Raw genomic sequence first — 18,127 nt, 5'->3', positions numbered from 1 at the left:
GCGAAATTCATTCCTTCCATCTTTCTGCGAATTCGATTCTTTGTAGAGTGGTCGGATGCGAATGATAATAAAACACTTCGCTCGGATGCGGATCGAGCCTCCCTCGATTGTCCTTTGCCATTTTGATTTCGGTGCTGATAAAGGACTTTTTATCTTTGGTAAGAACGAGCGCTTCCAGATCCGCTTCCGTTTCCTGATATCGACTCAATGCGCTCCAAACGGGTTTTGTCAGGGATCCGAAAAGTGAAAGTAGTAAAAACAAAAAGGGAAGTGTGGAGGGGGAATACAATTCCCGTAACGAGATCGACTTTTCCGTTTTGAATTTTTGAAATAGGAATCCCAGTATCATACAAAGAAAGAATGTCTCGAACGTACCGATGAGAATGTCTTTGATCTGATGATCGTAAGTCCAGTGTCCGATTTCGTGACCCAGTACGCTTACAATTTCCTCTTCCGTATGATTTTGGATCAAGGTATCGTATAAGAATATTTTTCGATTTTCACCCCAGCCGGTGAAGTATGCGTTCGTATGTCCCGAGTATTTACTCTCGTTGATCACATAAACGTTTTCCACTTGGATGTTTGCCTGATTGCAGAGGGTGAAGATTTTTGTTTTGAGACTTCCTTCTTCGATCGGTTTGTATTCATAAAATAAGGGAGTGATCACGATCGGAAAAAGAATGGAGATTAAAAGTCCGAGTATCAAAGAAGTTGCGGGTATTAAAATTTTCCAAATCTTTTCGAATTTTTTTAAGAGGAACGAGATTCCTAAAACGGCGACGCTTCCTCCTACGATTCCGATCCCAAGTCCTTTTGCGGTGTATAGGATCCAATCCGGAAAGGTCATTTTTGAAAAACCGAATCGGTGTTCCAGTACGAATCCGAAATAATACTGAAAGGGAATGGAAATTAAAAATTGAATCGCGCAGAAGACGAAAAAGAAAAGTAAAACCGTGAGATAAAAACGACCTCCGGTTTTTTTTTCGATCCATTCTTCCAAACGAACGGAAAGGGGAGAAAAAACAAAAAGTCCGGCCACGACGAAATCGATAAGGTCGGAAAGGACCGAGGCGAAAAATCCCCTTCTTGCGTATTCGATTCCTTTTTGAACGTCTTCCTGCGTAAAATACTTTAGAATTTGCTCATGCAGTTGGGAGGAATCGTTTCCTTGGTAGGAAAGAAACTTCATAGCAATTGTGAAAAAAATTTGTAATACGTAAAAGATCAGTAGAACGGTTTTGAGTCGCATTTGATTTCCAAAATGTTTTAGATTGAAAGCTTCGGTGATTTTTAAACGATTCCGTCGTAAGTCAATGATTTTCGCGTACGACGACGCATTAGGGATACGGAAGGCGCGTCTCGAACCTTTGGTTCGAGATGAGTCGCTTTGCGACGAACCTGGAGTAGCCCGACCCGCCTGCGATTTTTGATTTCATTTTTTGATACGGTAAGTTTACAGGCGGGGAATGCCCTAAACGTTTTTTGAAAGTCCTGTGGTCGGGTTTGATATCGGATCGTACCTTTCTTTTTAAACCGAAGAACGAAAATTCTTTACAAGATCTTATTCTCTTTTTTAGAATAAACCCAATACTATGTCAAAAAATATAATCCTTGAAAGAGTCTGGCCCGCAAGGGAAATCGTAGAAGATCTTTTCGAATTAAAAAAACATTCCCCACTAACACACGTTATGACGAACGTCGTGGTCACAAATTGGACTGCGAACGTTTTACTCGCAGTCGGCGCGTCTCCTGCGATGGTGATCGCCGAAGAGGAAGCGGGAGAGTTCGCAAAGATTGCAAACGGGTTATTGATCAACGTCGGCACGGTAACTTTGAACGACGCTAAGGCCATGAAGATCGCGGCATCCGCGGCTTGTCAAAAAAATGCTCCTTGGGTAATGGATCCCGTCGCCGTAGGCGTCCTCGGTTTTAGAACGGAAGTGGCGACGGAACTTCTAAAATTTAAACCGACCGTGATCCGAGGAAACGCTTCCGAAATACTTGCGTTAGCCGGAACAGGGAGCGGAGGTAAAGGAGTCGATTCTACCGCCCGCTCTTCGGATGTTTTATCTTTTGCGAAAGAACTTTCCGAAAAAACCGGCGCGGTTGTCGCCGTAAGCGGCGAAGTGGATTACGTTACGAACGGAATCGACGTGATCGCGGTTCCGGGCGGAGATCCGATGATGACCAAAGTTACCGGAGTCGGTTGTTCCTTGGGCGCGCTCATCGCTTCTTTTTTAGGAGTTCAAAAAGATCCGTTACGCGCCTCTGTTTCCGCTTCCGCCGTTTTTGCGATCGCGGGTTCCCGCGCCGCGAAGGATTCGAACGGCCCCGGAAGTTTTGCGGTGAACTTTTTGGATCGATTGAGTCTGCTTTCGATCGAACGATAGTCGCCGTTTGAAAGGAGGTTCGATAGAAATCCGGATTTGGAAGAATAGAATATTAGAATATACTATTAAGCTGAGGTTTGCGATTCGGTAAGGCGTCATTTTCCGTTACGTAAATTTTTCTTGCCGGGGATGCGTTCGAGATTAAGATCGTTCGCGTTTTTATTTGAACTAAAAAAGGATCGAAACATGAAGTATCAGTGTTTACTTACCGAACTGAGGAATCAGGTTCTTGTCGTCACCCTCAACCGGCCTGAAAAATCCAACGCATTGAACGTACAAATCAGGGACGAACTTGAAAACGTATTCAATACAAACGCAAAGAACGACGAGGTACGGGCGATTCTTCTGAATTCCTCGGGCAAACATTTTTCGAGCGGTTACGATTTGGAAGAAGTCGTTCAAACGAAACTCGAATCTTTTCGTCATAGAATATTAGAATATCATTATGCGCTTTATAGTTTTCCGAAGCCGGTGATCACGCTTTTAAAGGGTTTTGCGTCCGCCGGGGGGTTCGATTTGGCTCTTTGCGGAGATTACATAATATCCGAAAAAAAGGCGATTCTTTTCAGGCCCGAGATACGATTCGGGGGCCCTCCTTTGATTACGACTCTCGCCAGAAAGGTCGGACCTTCCAAAGCCTTGAGTTTGACCTTAAAAGGAGATCCGATTCGATCTTCCCAAGCTTTGAGTTTAGGAATTATAGACGAGGTTTACGAGGGAGAGGACGTTTTGCAACACGCGGTTCAAATCGCTTCCAAACTTTCCCAGTGGGATTTTAATATGTTATCCGTTTTAAAGGGAATTTCGAATAACTATTTTATGGGAAACTTATACGAAAATTTGAAAAACGAATTCGATGAGTTCGCTTCCGTACTGAAAGATCCGAAATTTTTTCAGAGGGTTCAGGAGTATGCGGAAACGATTCGGCAATAACGTTTTCTTACAAATATTCTATTTCGGATGAGTTTGAACTCTTGACCATTAGAATTTTTGAATTCGTTTTAGTCCGAATGAACCGTTCCTGCGGGGATATAAAGAACTTCTTCCGGTTGAACGAGGACAAGATTTATTTTTCTCGGTAATCTCGGCACGTTCAATACGTTTACGCCGATCTTCGTTTTGTCTTTTTAATATCCATCGGGTCGAGGATCGTACGATTCAGCGCTTCGATTCTCCGAAGGACAAAACGTCGGTGGGACACTTGATTACACATTCCGAACAACGAACACATTGAACGTTGTCCATAGGAATTCCTTTGTTTGCGTAACCCATCACGTCGATTCCTTGGTGACAGACTTTGGTGCAGATATTGCAGGAGATACATTTTTTCTTTTCCGAGAGGATCCTAAACTTGCTGAATCTTCCGTAGATGTGCATGAGCGCGGCTAAAGGACAAAAAAATCTGCACCAGACCCTTCCGCTCAAAAAGAAATACGCTCCGAGTCCCACAACACCGGCTAACAGCAAATCGACGACGATGTCGTAGATTTTTTTTCCGTTGTCCGCTATGTTTCCTAAAACGTGGGTAAAGGGAAACCAAGGGGATAAAAAGATTTCACTGAACTTCAAGATCGTGACGATCGCGGCGAACAAAAGAATCCATTGACCCGAATTTTCCAATTGATTGGCGAATTTTCCGTGAGGCATTTCGGTTCTAGTTTCGTCTCCGAGGGTCTCGGCAAGTCCTCCGCAGGAACAGATCCAACCGCAATACGCTCCCTTACCGAAACGATACACTAGAAACGGAATGACTCCGAATGTCTGAACCGTTCCGTAAATCAGCCAGAAAGAAGTGATTTCGGTGTTGTAAAAAATTCCCATGTTCAAAGGCCAAGCGAGAATGAAACCGTAAGCGTTCCAATAGGCGCCGTTAGGAAACACTTGGGTTAATAAAAACCCATTCGAATTTCCTAATAAACCGTTTTGTTCTAAAAAAGGAAGAATCATTTCGGGTAATAAAAACAACGGAAAAATCTGAATCAGGATTAAGGTCCAGGTTTGTTTTCGAATGTATTCTGTGGGTTTTACCTTCATTCTCCGCAAACCGAAAACGAGGATGGTGAGCGAATACAAAAGAGTGTAGTGAAAACCGGGTTGTTTTCCCAATAATGAAAAGCCGAAATATTTGCTTCCGACGTAAACAAGGCAGAAATAAGACGCTGCTGAAAATAAATAAGAATTTTTGAATGTACTCCAACCGTTTTTAAAAAGCTCCTTTCTTTTTTGAAACAGATAAGTCGAGAACGGAATTCCCACAACGATGAAACTTAACAATGAAACGGAAGCGATCCAAGTATGGATGGGATTTCCGTAGAAGGAGGTTTTTCCCCAATAGATTACGTTCGCAAAAAGGATCATCTCTAAAAAACCGATCCAATCCCAAAAACGTTTTTGACTTTGAATTCGAAGCCCGATTTGTTTTAAAAACTCTATCGGTGCGTTGGAACCGATCCGGACTAAGACGCTCGTATTCGGAATTTGTTCCGAGCGCAAATCCGAACTTCGATGGGAAGAATTAGGAAAACCGATTCGTTTCAATCGAACTTCTTTGTCTAAAATTTCTTCAACGACCGTTTCGTTTAAAAATTCTATTTTTCCCGACGCGACGAGCGATTCTAATTTTTGTCCGTTAGTCGCCTTTGGACGGACCAATTCTTTTCCTCGATAGGAAAGTCGAGTCGAGTTTGCGTATTCGCTCACTGCGATCGCTGCTTCCACCGCGGAATCGCCTCCTCCTACGACGAGCACGTCTTCCTTTTCAAAATCCTTCGGATCGATCAGTCTATAAAAGACTTTCGATAATTTTTCCCCGGGTACTCGGAGATTTCTCGCGTTTCCGCTTTTGCCGACGGCGAGAACCAATTCCTTCGTTTCGAATTTTTCCCCGCTTTCGCAAAAGACGCTAAATCCGAAATCTTCGGTTCGAATTTCGGTAACTCTTACGTTCGTTTGAATCGGAAGCTCCCATCGATCGAGGGTATTCTGCAGGTCTCGTAACAGGCTTTCTTTGGTTCCGTCGACGATCGGAACTTCGGAGTTCGTTTGCAGATCTTTCGGTTCCGCAAAGATCGGTTTTGCTTTCGGATAACTTCTTATCGTATGAAACGGTTCATTGGATTCTAATATAATAAATTTATAATTTAATTTTTTACATTCGATTCCGGCGGAAACTCCGGCCGGTCCCGCGCCTACGATTAAAATATCGTAAACGGAGGATTCTTTTGCAACGGCGGATTGGTTTTTTCTTTGATTTTCGGCCCGGATTTTTTGGACTACCTTGGCTCCGCTTTCGACTGCGAACTTTAAAAGCGGAAGACCGGTCAAGTCTCCGATCACTCGAATTCCGGGGATCGAACTTTCATAGGAATCAGAAACTTCCGGATATATTTCCACTTCGCCTTCGGGCGCGTTGTTATGAAGCCATGAGAAATAACGCGAGAAAAGCGGGATTTTTACGTTCATATTTGCCTACTCGAATTAGAAAGCCGCATTTGTTTTCGGGTCGTACTTCGATTATACGATAAGATTGCCGCGATTTCAATTCGTCTTTTGAATCGGAAAGTTACAAATCCTTTTTCGAACGCAGTCAGTTTAGAAAATTATAATATCATTCGGATCGAAACCTTGTTTTACGGTTTTTCCGCGCTAAGGATGCGGAGCGTGCGAAGCAGTTGTCTCGTTAGAGACAACCGAAGGCGAACGCCGGAGCGCGGAGCAAGCCTGGCCTGCGTCTAACGTGTCGATTTTGTTTTTCAATCGATTCGCGCAGGAGCGCCCGAAACGTATCTCAAGAAAATTTTCTTTTTAGATCGAGTCGCGTTAAGACTGAAATAAAAGGGAAATTTTTACCGAATTAAAGTGGGGAGGATTCGGTATGGAGCTTGTCGGGATCGAACCGACGACCTTCTGAATGCAAATCAGATGCTCTCCCAGCTGAGCTAAAGCCCCTTGTCGAATACCGGATGGGCCTGATGTGATTTGAACACATGACCCCACGCTTATCAAGCGTGTGCTCTAACCAGCTGAGCTACAGGCCCGGTAAAGGATATGATTTTGACCGGGGTTGCAAATGCAAACAGTTTTTTGTTAAAAAACCGTTTTGGGTTTCGGGTTAAAAACCGTCCCTGCGATAAACTCGAATTTGATGATCCAAAAAATCCGAGATCACTAAGTAACGGTTATCGGGCGAGACGTCAAGCCCCGTGGGTTGATTTCCCGCCTCCCAAAATTCTTTTACCGTGTCGGTCGCGGTGTCGATCACGTAAACTTTTCCGAGTACCAATCCTTTTTTGAGATAACCTTCGGTCGGATTGTTCGGACCTCTGCAGGAAACATAAAGATATTTGCCGTCCGGAGAAAGCGCGATCGTATTCGGTTTATCGAATACAGGAATCGACTTCCGAACTTTTTTTTCCTTTAAATCGTAAACTTCGATTTTGCTACAACACATGTCCGAGACGTAGATTTTATTTTCCACGTTACCCGGAACAATATGACGTTTGTTGCCCGGAGGGCCGATCGTATCGATCAGCTTTTCCTTTTCCATGGAATAAATTCCGAGTCTACCGCCTCCGGATTCCTGATTGCTCGCCGAAAATTGAGCGATGTATAATTCTTTTCCGTCTTTGGAAAGTAAAAGCCCTCGAGGTAAACCGATCTTTTCGGTCTTGCGGGTTTCCGTTTTCGTTTTTCTATCGATGACGGAAATGTCCTCGCTGATCCAATTCGAGCAGTAGACCAGATCGCGGATCGGATCATAAAGAAGAATCTTGGACCACTTTCCGGTAAGGTCGACGCTTGTCTTATAGGCGAGAGTTTTGAGATCGAAAACGTGAACCGCATTCGCCTGCATCTGACTTACCCAGAGTTCGTTGTGTTCCGGGATCGCGATCGTTTCCACAAAACCCAATTTCTTTCTGTACTTTTCGGGAGGCGCAAGTCTGACCGTTTCGCCCGTTCTTATATCCAAAACGTCCATCCCTTCGTCTTCCAAAAGGGGAATCGCAAGTCTCGTGTTATCGATAAAACGGACGCTTTTGGGTTGGATTCCCGTTTTGAATTTTGCGGTAAAACGATGCGTTATGCCCTCTTTATCGAGCGCGATCAACTTCTCGTTCAGTTCCTCCGCGTTTTTTATTCGATAGGAGGAATTTTGAAAACCCGGAGAGGAAAGTTTCAATTCGATTTCCTTACCGTCCTTGTAAACGGGCGCTTCCATTTCTACGAGGCCGACGTTCTTATCCGTTTCCAAAACCTTAAAAGGCAGGACCTCTTCTTCGGATCGGATCACGGTTCCCTTGTAAGGATGAACGCTGAATTTAACGATCTTAGTTCCGCTTTTTTCCCTATGGACCGGAGAGGAAATCAGGGAGGAGTTCCCGCTTTTGCAGCAGAGTAAAAACAGGAAGATCGGGATTAAAAGCGCCGTATCCGGTTTGACGAGTTTAAGAAGAATTTTTTTGAGATTCGAGTTCACTGGACGCTCCTCTTAGATTATGAATTCCTTTTTGTTCGTGTTTGATTTCCGAGGATCAGGTTAATCCAACGGAAAGGGCGTATTAGAAAATGATAAATTGCGAATGTGATTCCGAAAACCGATAAAAGGTGTAAAAGAAATTTCTCCGTAATTCCTAAGGAAGTATGAACCACAAAAAAACCGGTTAAAAGCGAAACCGGATGGTGTACGAGATAAATCGGAAGACTCGCGGTTCTCATATATTCGGTTTTATCGTTTCTAAAATCGAAAAATTTCTGAAAGAGTCCGATCAAAAGACGGATCATCAGCCAACCGGCGGCGCATTTGGAAAGAATGTGTAGAATCCTTCTCCAATTGCCCGTATAACCGAAGTAAGACCAGAACGGATCGATTCTGCCGATTTCGTAAAAACCCCAGAACGTAAGAAAAGCAAACGGGCCCCAGATCCAAAAACGATCCGATTGAGGTTCCAAGAGAAGATTTTCCTTTGAAATCAAAAGACTTCCGCAAAGAAAAAACGTGTAGTTGTAGACGAAGTTTACGGGTTCGATCGCAAACCAGGATTCGTCTTTCATAAAGTAAAAATTGATCATACAGGTTCCGACAAAACTGACGAAGGTGAAAACGACGATCGTTTTCCATTCCTGTACGAAACCTTTTTGATCGGGTTCTTCCTTTAAAAGCGTCGTCAACGGAAGCGTTATCTTTCGAACAAAAAGATGCAGGATCGTAAATAGGATCAGAAAGTAAAGGAACCAGATGTGTGAGGGTCTAATATTAAAATTTAAGAATATTCTAAAATAGAAATCAAGATAGGAAATTTCCCCTCCCGCTTGTAATAGGGAAACGTAGGATTGCATGGGCGCGAAAAGAAAAATCCCGACGACCGTCGGAATGAAAATCCTGAAAATTCTCATCCTTAAAAACTCTTTCAGGGTTTTGGCGCGAAAGATCGCTTCCGTAAAGTAACCCGAAAGAAAGAAAAAAAGGGGCATTCTAAAAACGTGCACCCATTCCCCGAATACGTCGAAGATCTCCGATCTTTGTTCGTTTCGAAGTGGGTATTTGATTTCAGCGGCATAAACGATCGCTACGTGAAATACGAGACCGATTAAAAGAGCAAAGGAACGAAGATTGTCTAAATAAAAAAGTCTCTTTCGAGTTTTTGATAAGATCGGCTTAAGGCTCAAACATCCACCGTATATTTAAAAAGAGAATCCCGAATGATTAAGGTCGAAGGGTCCTCTTTTTTTTGTTCCACCATTTTATCTTTTACCAATAGTTTGATCGCGCTCACCAGGTCATGGTGTTCCAATCCCACTCTAAGGATCGCCCATCTGATAAAATGATTCAGATGAATTCGATAATTACTTCCGTCTGGTTGTCCGTACGTTTGCGAAAAAGTAATCAAGGCGGAGGTCACTAAGTTCTTTTTATCCGCTTTTAAAAGTATGGCGATCGTCTTGTTGGTTTCTCTCAATCTTGAAGTGAGAATTTTTACGATCTTCATGGAGAATCCGGGATTCGTCCGTATCAGATTGAAAAACGCGCCTTCGTTGATTGCGATGAGCGAAACGTCCGTCCTTGCAACCGCCTTTGCACTTCGAGGCGTCTTATCGATCAGTGCCATTTCGCCGAACATATCTCCCTCTTTTAATTCTACGAGGAGTTTATAGGCCTCTTTCACTTTTTTGTGAATTCCCACTTTTCCTTTGACGATCAGGTACATCTCTTCCGCTTCCTGATTCTCCTCAAAAATAATATCGGATTCTTTGAACTCGACGCCCAATTTCTGGACCATGGATTCGGTTATTTTCATAATTCTTAATGGACCTTAATTATAATCTTGCAACAACTCCGACGGCTTTTAGGATCTATAAAGTCTGCACCAGCTTTGATGATTGTGAGTCGAAATCAACCAAAATCCGAAGATCAATTTTTCTAAGGCAATTTATAGAAGGCGAGGGTGTTAGGGAATCTGCCGTCGGGTTCCTGGGGGCAAAGATCGGAATTTTACGTATCCTAAGCAAGGTCGCCTTGACTTCTAAAATGTGGGAACTCCCGCGCTTTGAATATAAATTAACGTGAATTCGACGGTTAGAAATGTTGGAGTTCCCACACTTCGAATGGGTGCGACGGTTAGAAATTAGTTGTTTGTTAGGAGTTCCCACATTTTGAGCGGGTTAGTCGGCAAGGAAGTTATCGATCGAATTGGAAGCCGAAATTGCTGTTGACTGGGGGCCCTTCTAAAATATCTTTCTGAGATTTGTCTTTTCATTTTTCTCCCATAGATTAGAAACCGGTGGTGAATGGATAGATGTTAGGAATCACTGGTTCCGGCGACCTTACCCATCGAACTCCTCACTTTTATGAATGTAAGTTTTGGGAAGCGCCGTTAAGAAAAAAATCCCGTGAGCGAGGCTTTCGGCAAGAGGAAAGAATATGGATTTTACGATACCTAAAGAAGTCGAAGAGATCAAAAAAAGAATCCGAGACTTTGTCGAAAACTACGCGATACCGGCGGAAGTTCACTACGATTACGATCACGGAAGAATGCCCGAAAAGGTCACGGAAGAACTCAGAAAAAAAGTAAAAGAACTCGGTCTTTGGACCCCACATCTACCTAAATCCGAAGGCGGCCTCGGACTCGACATGGTCGGAACTGCGATCATCTTTTCCGAACTCGGACGTTCTCCGATCGCACCTTATCTCTGCAACTGCGACGCGCCCGACGAGGGTAATATGCATCTTCTGCATATAGCGGCCAATAAGGAACAAAAAGAAAAATATTATTATCCGCTCGTTCAAGGAAAGATTCGTTCCGCATTTGCGATGACCGAACCTCCGCCGGGAGCCGGAGCCGATCCACAAACTCTTACCACCAACGCGGTCAAAGACGGAAACGATTATATAATCAACGGACACAAATGGTATTGTACAGGCGCCAACGGAGCGGGCTTTTTGATCGTGATGTCCAAAGTCGCCGAGTCTTTTCGAAGAACAACGATGTTTCTCGTACCTACGGACGCACCCGGTTATACGATGATGAGGGAAATCGGCGTGATGGGTTCTCACGGTCCGGGCGGTCACTGCGAATTAAAATTTGAAAACGTTCGAGTTCCCGAGTCCGCAATTTTAGGGAGAGTAGGCGAAGGATTCAAATGGTCCCAGGAACGTTTGGGTCCCGCTCGACTAACACACTGTATGCGATGGATCGGGCTCGCGAGGAGATCTATGGAGATCGCAAGGGAATACGCTCTCAAACGGGAAGTGTTCGGTCAAAGGATTGCGGATCACCAGGGAATTCAGTGGATGTTCGCCGAGTCCGCGCTCGAAATCGAATCGGGATATATGCTGACCTTAAAAGCCGCCCATACTTTGAGAGCGGGAGAAGACGCGAGGCAGATCATATCGATGGCTAAGTGGCACGTCTCGGAAACTCTCTGTAAGGTGGTCGATCGGGCGATTCAAATCTGCGGATCACACGGATACGGAAGAGACATGAAACTCGAACTGTTTTATAGGGATGCGAGAGCGGCAAGGATCGCGGACGGACCGAGCGAGGTTCATAAAATGGTGATCGGAAGAAACCTGGTCAGCGGCAAAAGCGATTTTTAATATTAAAATATACGAATATTATGAACGATACCGAATTAAAAAACGTTCTGGAAGGATATCTTTCCGGAAGATTGAAGGGAAAAACGGAGATCCGTTCCATGGTATCTCTTAGCGGCGGGGCCTGTCAGGAAAATTTTTCCGCGCAGCTTCAAGTATTGGACGGACCGGAAAAAGGTTCTTACGATACGGTATTTCGAACCGACAAAGGCGCGGCTCTTCTCGCATCTCTCAGTCGCGAGGATGAGTTCGGCGTTTGCGATCTGGCTTACAAAACGGGAGTCAATACTCCGAGGCCTTTCTGGTTGGAAACCGACCGGACAATCACCGGAAGTCCTTTTTACTTTATGCAAAAGATATCCGGAAAGGCGACGGGAAGATACGTCGTCAAAGATCCTTCGCTTAACAAAATGAGAAAACAACTCGCGATCGATCTCGCGGAAAATCTCGCCCAACTTCATTCCGTAAAACCTTCAGATTGTAAAAACGCAAAACTTCGTAATACTCTTTGGATGGATCAGGATCCGAACGACAAGATCGTGGCAAACGGATCGATCCGTTCCCTTCGATTTCAATTGGAAAGAATGACGGAAGCGTATCCCGCGATGGAGTTGATTCTCAACTGGTTGGAAAAAAAAGCGAAACCCTCCGACGATGTCGTATTAATACACGGGGATTTCAGAACGGGAAATTTTATGGTAACTCCGGACGGATTACAAGGAATCGTAGACTGGGAATTTGCCCATTGGGGAGACCGTCACGAGGATCTTACCTGGCTTTGTATGAGAGATTGGAGATTCGGAAAATTGAATAAGGAAGCCGGGGGTTTTGCCGATCGTTCCGAGTTTTACGAAGCGTATGAAAAATCATCCGGCGTAAAACTCGATCCTTCGATGATCACTTACTGGGAAGTGATGGGAAATCTCCGATGGGCGATCGGATGTATCGGTCAGGCGGAAAGACATCTTTCCGGAAAGGACAAGGGGATAGAACTCGCGGCGATCGGAAGAAGGGCCTGCGAGATGGAATACGAGGCGATGAGGATCATAGAAAATGCAGGATAAACCGACGTCCACGGACTTACTCGAAGCGATTCAGGATTTTCTAATGAAGGAAGTCCTTCCTCAATTTAAGGATAAGGATCTTCTTTCCTATAAAACATTAGTAAGTTGGAATATGTTGGGAGTTGTCTCCCGGGAGATCCGTTCGGGTGAAGAGTCACTCGATAAGGAACTGGCTCGTCTCGTTAAACTTCTAAAAAAGAATTCTTCCTTACCCTCCACTCTGAACGAAAAGAAAAACCTGGCTCATACTTGGAACCTGGAGCTGAGGGATAAAATTCGAAAAGATAAACTTTCCTTGGAAGATTCGCAGTGGTGGAATCACGTGAAGGAAACCGTAAGAGAAAAAGTCGAGGTTACGAATCCTAGATTTACCACGGAAAGTTAGTCGCTCATGTCGGTTGTTTATTTGATCCGTCACGGCCAGGCTAATTCCCAGGGTGAAAATTACGATCTACTGACTCCGCTCGGAAAGGAGCAGGCTTTTGCGCTAGGAAAGTTCACGGCTCAAAACGGAGAATTACCCGATCGGATCGTGACCGGAACTCTTCGAAGGCAAATAGAAACCGCGGAATTTTTTATGAAAGGTGTGCTCTCGATTACCGGCGATCGCGATATTTATAAAACGAATTCCTTCGTTGTTCGAGACGCGGGTTGGAACGAGTTTGCACCGGAACTTTGGACTTCTTATTCCAAACTTCTTTCTTCCGGAAAACCCGAGTTCGCAAAAACACTTTCCCAATTCGGCAAGGTTCGGGTCAAAGGTGGGATCCGATCGGCGGCCTTATTTTTTAAATTGACGGAGGAAATCCTAAGATTCTGGAGAGAAGGAACGGAAACTCCGGAAGGAATCGAAACATTCAAAAATTTTGAATCTAGAATATTCCATTCTTGTAATGTTTTGTTTTCTCCGGGAGATAAGGAAAGAAATTTCATTTTCACTTCCGGGACTCCGATTTCTCTGGTATTAAATCGTATTCTGCGTCAGGACGAAGACTGTTTCGCGTGGATGCCTTGGATCTGGAACACTTCCTTGAGTACGTTCCGATGGGTGAAAGGAAGATATCTTCCGGTTTCGATCAACGGGGTTCCGCATCTTCCCGATAAATTCAATCGAACTCTTTTTTGACGCGGGAACTCGCACAGGCCGGAGAAATTCGATCGTCGCTCAAATTATATACAAAAAGAAGGGGCGTCTTTCAACGTCGAATTCACTTTATTTATAATAGAGTTGTTGAAAAATGAATTCTCCACCCGTTTGTTTCATTGAAACGGACGATTGAAGCAGTTTTGTTAAGCTGAACCGCGGAATTTTGGGGCAAGTATAAAATCTTGTAGAAATGAGGCTCCTGTTTTGGATGGTAACTCGGGAATCATCGGTTCCCGAGAATCTTAAATGAGAAAAGGATCGACGGAGTGGACGGCTAACGTTTAGACTGTCCGTCGTCTGCGAGCGATTGATGACAAATGTAAAAAGTCATTCACGATTTTCGACGTCCAACGTGGGACTATGGATCTTCGGAATCAGTACGATTTTGGTGATCGGTTCTTTTTTCGGTAATTATTATTACGAAGAGAGACACTTAGACAGACTGTTAGACAACATTCACTGGACCATCTCTTACGTATGCGCGGCCGCTCTTGCCTGGTTGGGTTATTTCTCCGTCGAGGGCAAAATTCATCGTTTTAGATTTTGGTTCGCTCTCGGTCTCACGGCAAACGCACTCGGACAATTTTCCTGGGCGATTCAAGTTTATCTGGACTATTACGTGATTCCGACTCCCAGCGATTATCTTTTTCCCTGGGTAGCTCCCTGTTTTATCATCGGATACTCTATTATAATTATTGAATGTGATCGCAATAAAATCCGGGCGGCCGTGTTGGACGCTCTCGGTCTCATCACCGCCATTCTCACCTTCTCGCTCGCATTGTATCTTCCTCAAAGGGAAGGGGTCGGAATTCCTCAGCTTCTTCCTTTGATCAATCATCCGGTTTCCTTTTTAACCGCCGCGGCTCTCGGAGTTTTACTCATTCCTCTTTTAAGATTACAACCCGATAAGTCCTGGTTTTCGTTCATACTCGGCATGGGAGGAACGGGGTTTTGTTGGTTGTTATGGAACGCATTGCTTATCGTGGAGATTCCTCCGGACGGAACCCTGCTTAACGCGGGTTTTTCCGTCGCCGCTCTGATCCTGGGTTACGGTGTTCTGACCTGGGAACCCAAGTTCAACGATCATCCCGTTTGGGGAAGAAGGTTCGAAGCCGGACTTCGTCTATTACCTTTGTTTGAAGTGGTTGCCAGCTCGATTACGATCGTTCTTGCGGGAACTCTCAGCGGATTGCCCGAAGGCGTTCGAATCGTCGCTTGGACCGGAACCACGATCGTGGTTGTGATTGCGAGCGCGAGGCAGACCTTCCTCGTAAAGGAAATGACGGACGCGGAACAGGAAATCCGTCTGATCAACGAGGGACTCGAAGAGATCGTCGCCAAAAGAACGGAAGAACTTAGGACCGTAAATCAATATCTTATTTCCAAAAACGAACAAGTCATTCGTGCTATCGAAAATGTAAAAAACACGCAGAAACAACTGATTCGTTCCGAGAAGATGGCCGTACTCGGACAGTTGGTCGCCGGTATCGCGCACGAACTCAACACTCCGTTAGGCGCTATCGTTTCCTCAAACGAAGCGATTCGATCCGTATTATCCGATTCTTGGGAAGATCTTTTAAGGAATTACTCCGATTTTACGGAAGATGAAAAATCGATTTGGGAAAAACTTTTTTCCAGAGCGATTTCTCTGAGGGAATTTTACGATACGAGAGAAGAAAGGATCAAAAGAAAAAAAATCGCGGGTTTGTTAAGCGACTTCGGATTTTCCGATTGTGTACGTCTTGCGGACATCCTCACCGATTTGGGAATTAATCCCGACTACGTCTGGGAGAATTTTAAGGATCTACCTCAAAAGGAAAAACTTCTGAGGATCGCGCAGAACGCTCTTTCTCTTTCCGGTCTTGCTAGGGCGAGTTTTACGATCGAGAAGGCGGCCGAAAAAGCGTCTCTCGTAATACAAGCTCTGAAGGAATACGCGTATAGGGATCGGACGGATACGGCGATGGGACCCGTGGACGTGCGTAAACAACTGGAAACCGTTCTCACTCTTTATTATTCGAAATACAAAACTCAAGTGGAGATCGTTCGCGATATGCCCGAAACTTCGTACGTCCGTGGAAACGCGGAATCGCTTACGCAAGTATGGACCAATCTCATTGGGAACGCGCTTTATGCGATGGGTTATAAGGGAAAAATCGTCATCTCCTGCAATAAAATTCTAACGGGTTGGGAAGTCGCGATCAAAGACAGCGGAACCGGGATCGAAGAAGCAGTACAAGACCGCATCTTCGAACCTTTTTTCACCACGAAACCTTCCGGTGCGGGGACCGGTTTAGGTTTGGACATATGCAGAAGAATCATCGAAGATCATAACGGAAAAATCTTTTTTGAAACTTCCAAAGAGGGAACCACTTTTTTCGTGATTCTTCCCGTTGCGGAACCGCCTCACAAAATATCCGAAAAACAACTCGTCAAAAGTTAGAAAATTATACTTTTCTAATGTAATTTGCGTTTTCTTCCCGATTTCTTCCGCTTTGTCTTTAGTGGCCCGTCTTGTCCGGAACGTCATTCCCTTTGATAAAGGCCGGACGTTTTGCGAGTTCCTCGTTCCAACGTTTTAAATTCGGAAATTCGTCCAGGGGTATTTCCGCCCAGTCGTGAATATTGACCCAGGGCCAGGTGGCGATGTCGGCGATCGATAGTTCTTTTCCGGCTAAAAATTTACTTTCACCGAGTCTTCTATCCAAAACGGAATAAAGCCGTTTGGTTTCGTTTTGATATCTGGAAATCGCGAAAGGAATTTTTTCGGGTGCGTATTTTAAGAATACTCCGGCCTGTCCTTGCATAGGTCCGACTCCGCCCATCTGAAACATGAGCCATTGAAGTACGATACTTTTTTCCTTCGGTTCTTTCGGTAAAAGTTTTCCCGTTTTTTCGCCGAGATAAATCAGAATGGCGCCCGATTCGAACACGGCAAAACTTCCGTTGTCCTTGTCGATGATGGCGGGTATTCTTCCGTTCGGATTAATTTTCAAAAACCATTCTTGTTTTTGTTCCAGTTTGCCCAAATCAATCGGATGAACCGTATAAGGAATTCCTAATTCTTCCAGCATGATGGATACTTTTCTTCCGTTGGGTGTGGCTGCGGAATATAATTCGATCAAAGTTTTTCTCCTAAAAATTTTGAGTTTTTTCGTTTCGGAGATTAGACTTTTTCGTTTCGCAGAAAAACCGTCTTCGTGCGTAACATCCAAAAAAAAATCGGCGCCAAACGAATTTCTTTTGAAGTTGAAAAAAACATTGGCAAAAATTGCGAGGCCAAGCCGGGTTTCCGTAGAATCGAGTTCTTGCACGTTATGCGCCTTTGGAGCCGGTTCTTTTCTAAAAGGGAGGGAGTATCTTCCTGTATGTAACGCGATTTCGGTGTAACCTAACGGCATCCAGGTGAATTCAGATAAATTTTCTTTGTCAATCAGCCTCTTTTCGACCGTAACCAATCCACTATCGACTTGGTTCTGAAGATAAATCTGTCGGAATTCCGACAATCTTCCGCCCCACCCGCGTTTTGAGCGGACAACTCAATGAATTGCTTCCTGAACTCAATCTCACTCCCTGAATGCCGCCCCATAGGAAGGCATTCACTGAGTTTCCACGGGTCGTTCGATAGGGCGCAATTCGGGGAATAAACTCAATCTCACTCCCTACGGGTCGTTCGATAGGGCGCAATTCAGGGAATAAACTCTATTTCGCTCTCTGCCGAATGATCCATAGAGAATGAGGCACCTATTTCAAGGGATCATTCTCTGAACTCAGTGAAACGCTCTCTATCATAACCTTACCCACAAGTTAGGTTTTCGTGAGTAATTTAAACATAAACCCGATTTCCATAGCTCTCATGAGGCCTTTAAAAATGGTAAGGGGGCCCGGAGGAGCATCGGAATTGCGAGCCAAGTGCCCGCCTAATTTAGCAATCCACAGTAAGACGGTTCCTAACTCGGGTTCTTCCTTAGGAGGTTTCGGAGTTTCAAAAAGTCGACAATAAATGCCTTTCCATTCAAAAGACTCGAATAGGATGGATGCTTTTAAACCTGGAATATTTCTACCTAAGAATGTTAACATCATAACTCTCCAAGCAACAATAGCGCAGACAGCAATACAAGCTTTGAATCGATTCCCAAATTTAAATTGAGTAGATTCAATATTACATCCAGACTTTAAAACCTTGAAGAAAACTTCAATACCCCAGCGGCTTTTGTAATAGGCGATCATACTTTTTGCATCGTCCGAATTGTGAATAGGAATTGTGGTTAGAAATTTCCAATCGATAGATTCTTCCGGAGGTCCGCCTACCTCGGTTGCGGTTAACGCATACATATCAATATTTTCTAATTTCTTGTATTGAGGAGGTTTTATCGTTAGCTTTTCAAATCGAAGTTCGATTGTTGCTTCCCTCGCCTCCTTTCCTTTTTTCCTA

At 44.4% G+C, this 18,127-nt stretch carries 13 protein-coding genes, 2 tRNA genes and 1 pseudogene; 7 read left to right on the top strand and 9 right to left on the bottom strand.

Annotation, left to right across the window (positions count from 1 at the left end):
• Positions 1–7: 7 nt before the first annotated feature.
• Entirely contained in the window at positions 8–1,249 is a 1,242-nt protein-coding gene (locus LEP1GSC194_RS02055) for a M48 family metallopeptidase (RefSeq protein WP_020772084.1), read from the bottom strand.
• 343 nt (positions 1,250–1,592) lie between these two features.
• Here LEP1GSC194_RS02055 and thiM point away from each other — a divergent pair, with 343 nt between their 5' ends.
• Both thiM and LEP1GSC194_RS02045 read left to right on the top strand, forming a co-directional pair.
• A complete protein-coding gene (gene thiM / locus LEP1GSC194_RS02050; RefSeq protein ID WP_017809087.1) occupies positions 1,593–2,390 on the top strand; it encodes a hydroxyethylthiazole kinase in 798 nt (265 codons plus the stop codon).
• A gap of 186 nt (positions 2,391–2,576) precedes the next feature.
• On the top strand, positions 2,577–3,323 hold the full coding sequence (locus tag LEP1GSC194_RS02045) for an enoyl-CoA hydratase/isomerase family protein (protein WP_036040790.1): 747 nt from the start codon (positions 2,577–2,579) through the stop codon (positions 3,321–3,323).
• Between the two features lie 225 nt (positions 3,324–3,548).
• On the opposite strand, the gene LEP1GSC194_RS02040 is transcribed toward LEP1GSC194_RS02045, so the two are convergent.
• The 6 genes from LEP1GSC194_RS02040 to LEP1GSC194_RS02015 form a co-directional block, all read right to left on the bottom strand.
• Positions 3,549–5,852 (bottom strand): NAD(P)-binding domain-containing protein, encoded by a 2,304-nt coding sequence (locus LEP1GSC194_RS02040; protein WP_020772102.1) that lies wholly within the window; start codon positions 5,850–5,852, stop codon positions 3,549–3,551.
• Between the two features lie 413 nt (positions 5,853–6,265).
• A tRNA-Ala gene (locus LEP1GSC194_RS02035) sits at positions 6,266–6,338 on the bottom strand.
• A 15-nt stretch (positions 6,339–6,353) separates the two neighbouring features.
• A tRNA-Ile gene (locus tag LEP1GSC194_RS02030) sits at positions 6,354–6,427 on the bottom strand.
• A 74-nt stretch (positions 6,428–6,501) separates the two neighbouring features.
• Positions 6,502–7,866 (bottom strand): YncE family protein, encoded by a 1,365-nt coding sequence (locus LEP1GSC194_RS02025; RefSeq protein ID WP_020772069.1) that lies wholly within the window; start codon positions 7,864–7,866, stop codon positions 6,502–6,504.
• Positions 7,867–7,883: 17 nt separating this feature from the next.
• Entirely contained in the window at positions 7,884–9,056 is a 1,173-nt protein-coding gene (locus LEP1GSC194_RS02020) for an acyltransferase family protein (RefSeq protein WP_020772101.1), read from the bottom strand.
• Positions 9,053–9,685, bottom strand: coding sequence for a Crp/Fnr family transcriptional regulator (locus tag LEP1GSC194_RS02015; protein WP_081605016.1), 633 nt, complete (start codon positions 9,683–9,685; stop codon positions 9,053–9,055). Before LEP1GSC194_RS02015 ends, LEP1GSC194_RS02020 begins: the two co-directional genes overlap by 4 nt.
• Positions 9,686–10,308: 623 nt before the next feature.
• Between LEP1GSC194_RS02015 and LEP1GSC194_RS02005 the strand changes: the two genes are divergently transcribed.
• The 5 genes from LEP1GSC194_RS02005 (at position 10,309) to LEP1GSC194_RS01985 (ending at position 16,135) form a co-directional block, all read left to right on the top strand.
• Positions 10,309–11,484: an acyl-CoA dehydrogenase family protein gene (locus LEP1GSC194_RS02005; RefSeq protein WP_020772096.1), complete on the top strand. Its 1,176-nt coding sequence runs from the start codon at positions 10,309–10,311 to the stop codon at positions 11,482–11,484.
• 20 nt (positions 11,485–11,504) lie between these two features.
• Entirely contained in the window at positions 11,505–12,545 is a 1,041-nt protein-coding gene (locus LEP1GSC194_RS02000) for a phosphotransferase family protein (RefSeq protein WP_020772099.1), read from the top strand.
• Positions 12,535–12,930, top strand: a complete 396-nt coding sequence (locus LEP1GSC194_RS01995) for a DUF6285 domain-containing protein (protein ID WP_017809236.1) — start codon at positions 12,535–12,537, stop codon at positions 12,928–12,930. Before LEP1GSC194_RS02000 ends, LEP1GSC194_RS01995 begins: the two co-directional genes overlap by 11 nt.
• 6 nt (positions 12,931–12,936) lie before the next feature.
• Positions 12,937–13,671: a histidine phosphatase family protein gene (locus LEP1GSC194_RS01990; protein WP_020772059.1), complete on the top strand. Its 735-nt coding sequence runs from the start codon at positions 12,937–12,939 to the stop codon at positions 13,669–13,671.
• A 331-nt stretch (positions 13,672–14,002) separates the two neighbouring features.
• Positions 14,003–16,135 carry a sensor histidine kinase gene (locus LEP1GSC194_RS01985; protein WP_020772103.1) on the top strand — a complete coding sequence of 711 codons (2,133 nt, stop codon included), beginning with the start codon at positions 14,003–14,005 and terminating at the stop codon, positions 16,133–16,135.
• 9 nt (positions 16,136–16,144) lie between these two features.
• Here the strand turns inward: LEP1GSC194_RS01985 and LEP1GSC194_RS01980 are convergent.
• Both LEP1GSC194_RS01980 and LEP1GSC194_RS01975 read right to left on the bottom strand, forming a co-directional pair.
• Positions 16,145–16,817 (bottom strand): annotated as a pseudogene (locus LEP1GSC194_RS01980) (glutathione S-transferase family protein); the annotation flags it as partial.
• Between the two features lie 682 nt (positions 16,818–17,499).
• Positions 17,500–18,127, bottom strand: a 628-nt coding sequence (locus tag LEP1GSC194_RS01975; protein ID WP_020772098.1) for an IS4 family transposase, incomplete at its 5' end; no start/stop codon positions are given.

Origin of the sequence: Leptospira alstonii serovar Sichuan str. 79601 (genome assembly GCF_000347175.1) — a bacterium.
Lineage (GTDB): Bacteria > Spirochaetota > Leptospiria > Leptospirales > Leptospiraceae > Leptospira > Leptospira alstonii.
Note: the sequence above shows the minus strand (reverse complement) of the source record. Positions and strands in the feature narration are given on the sequence as shown.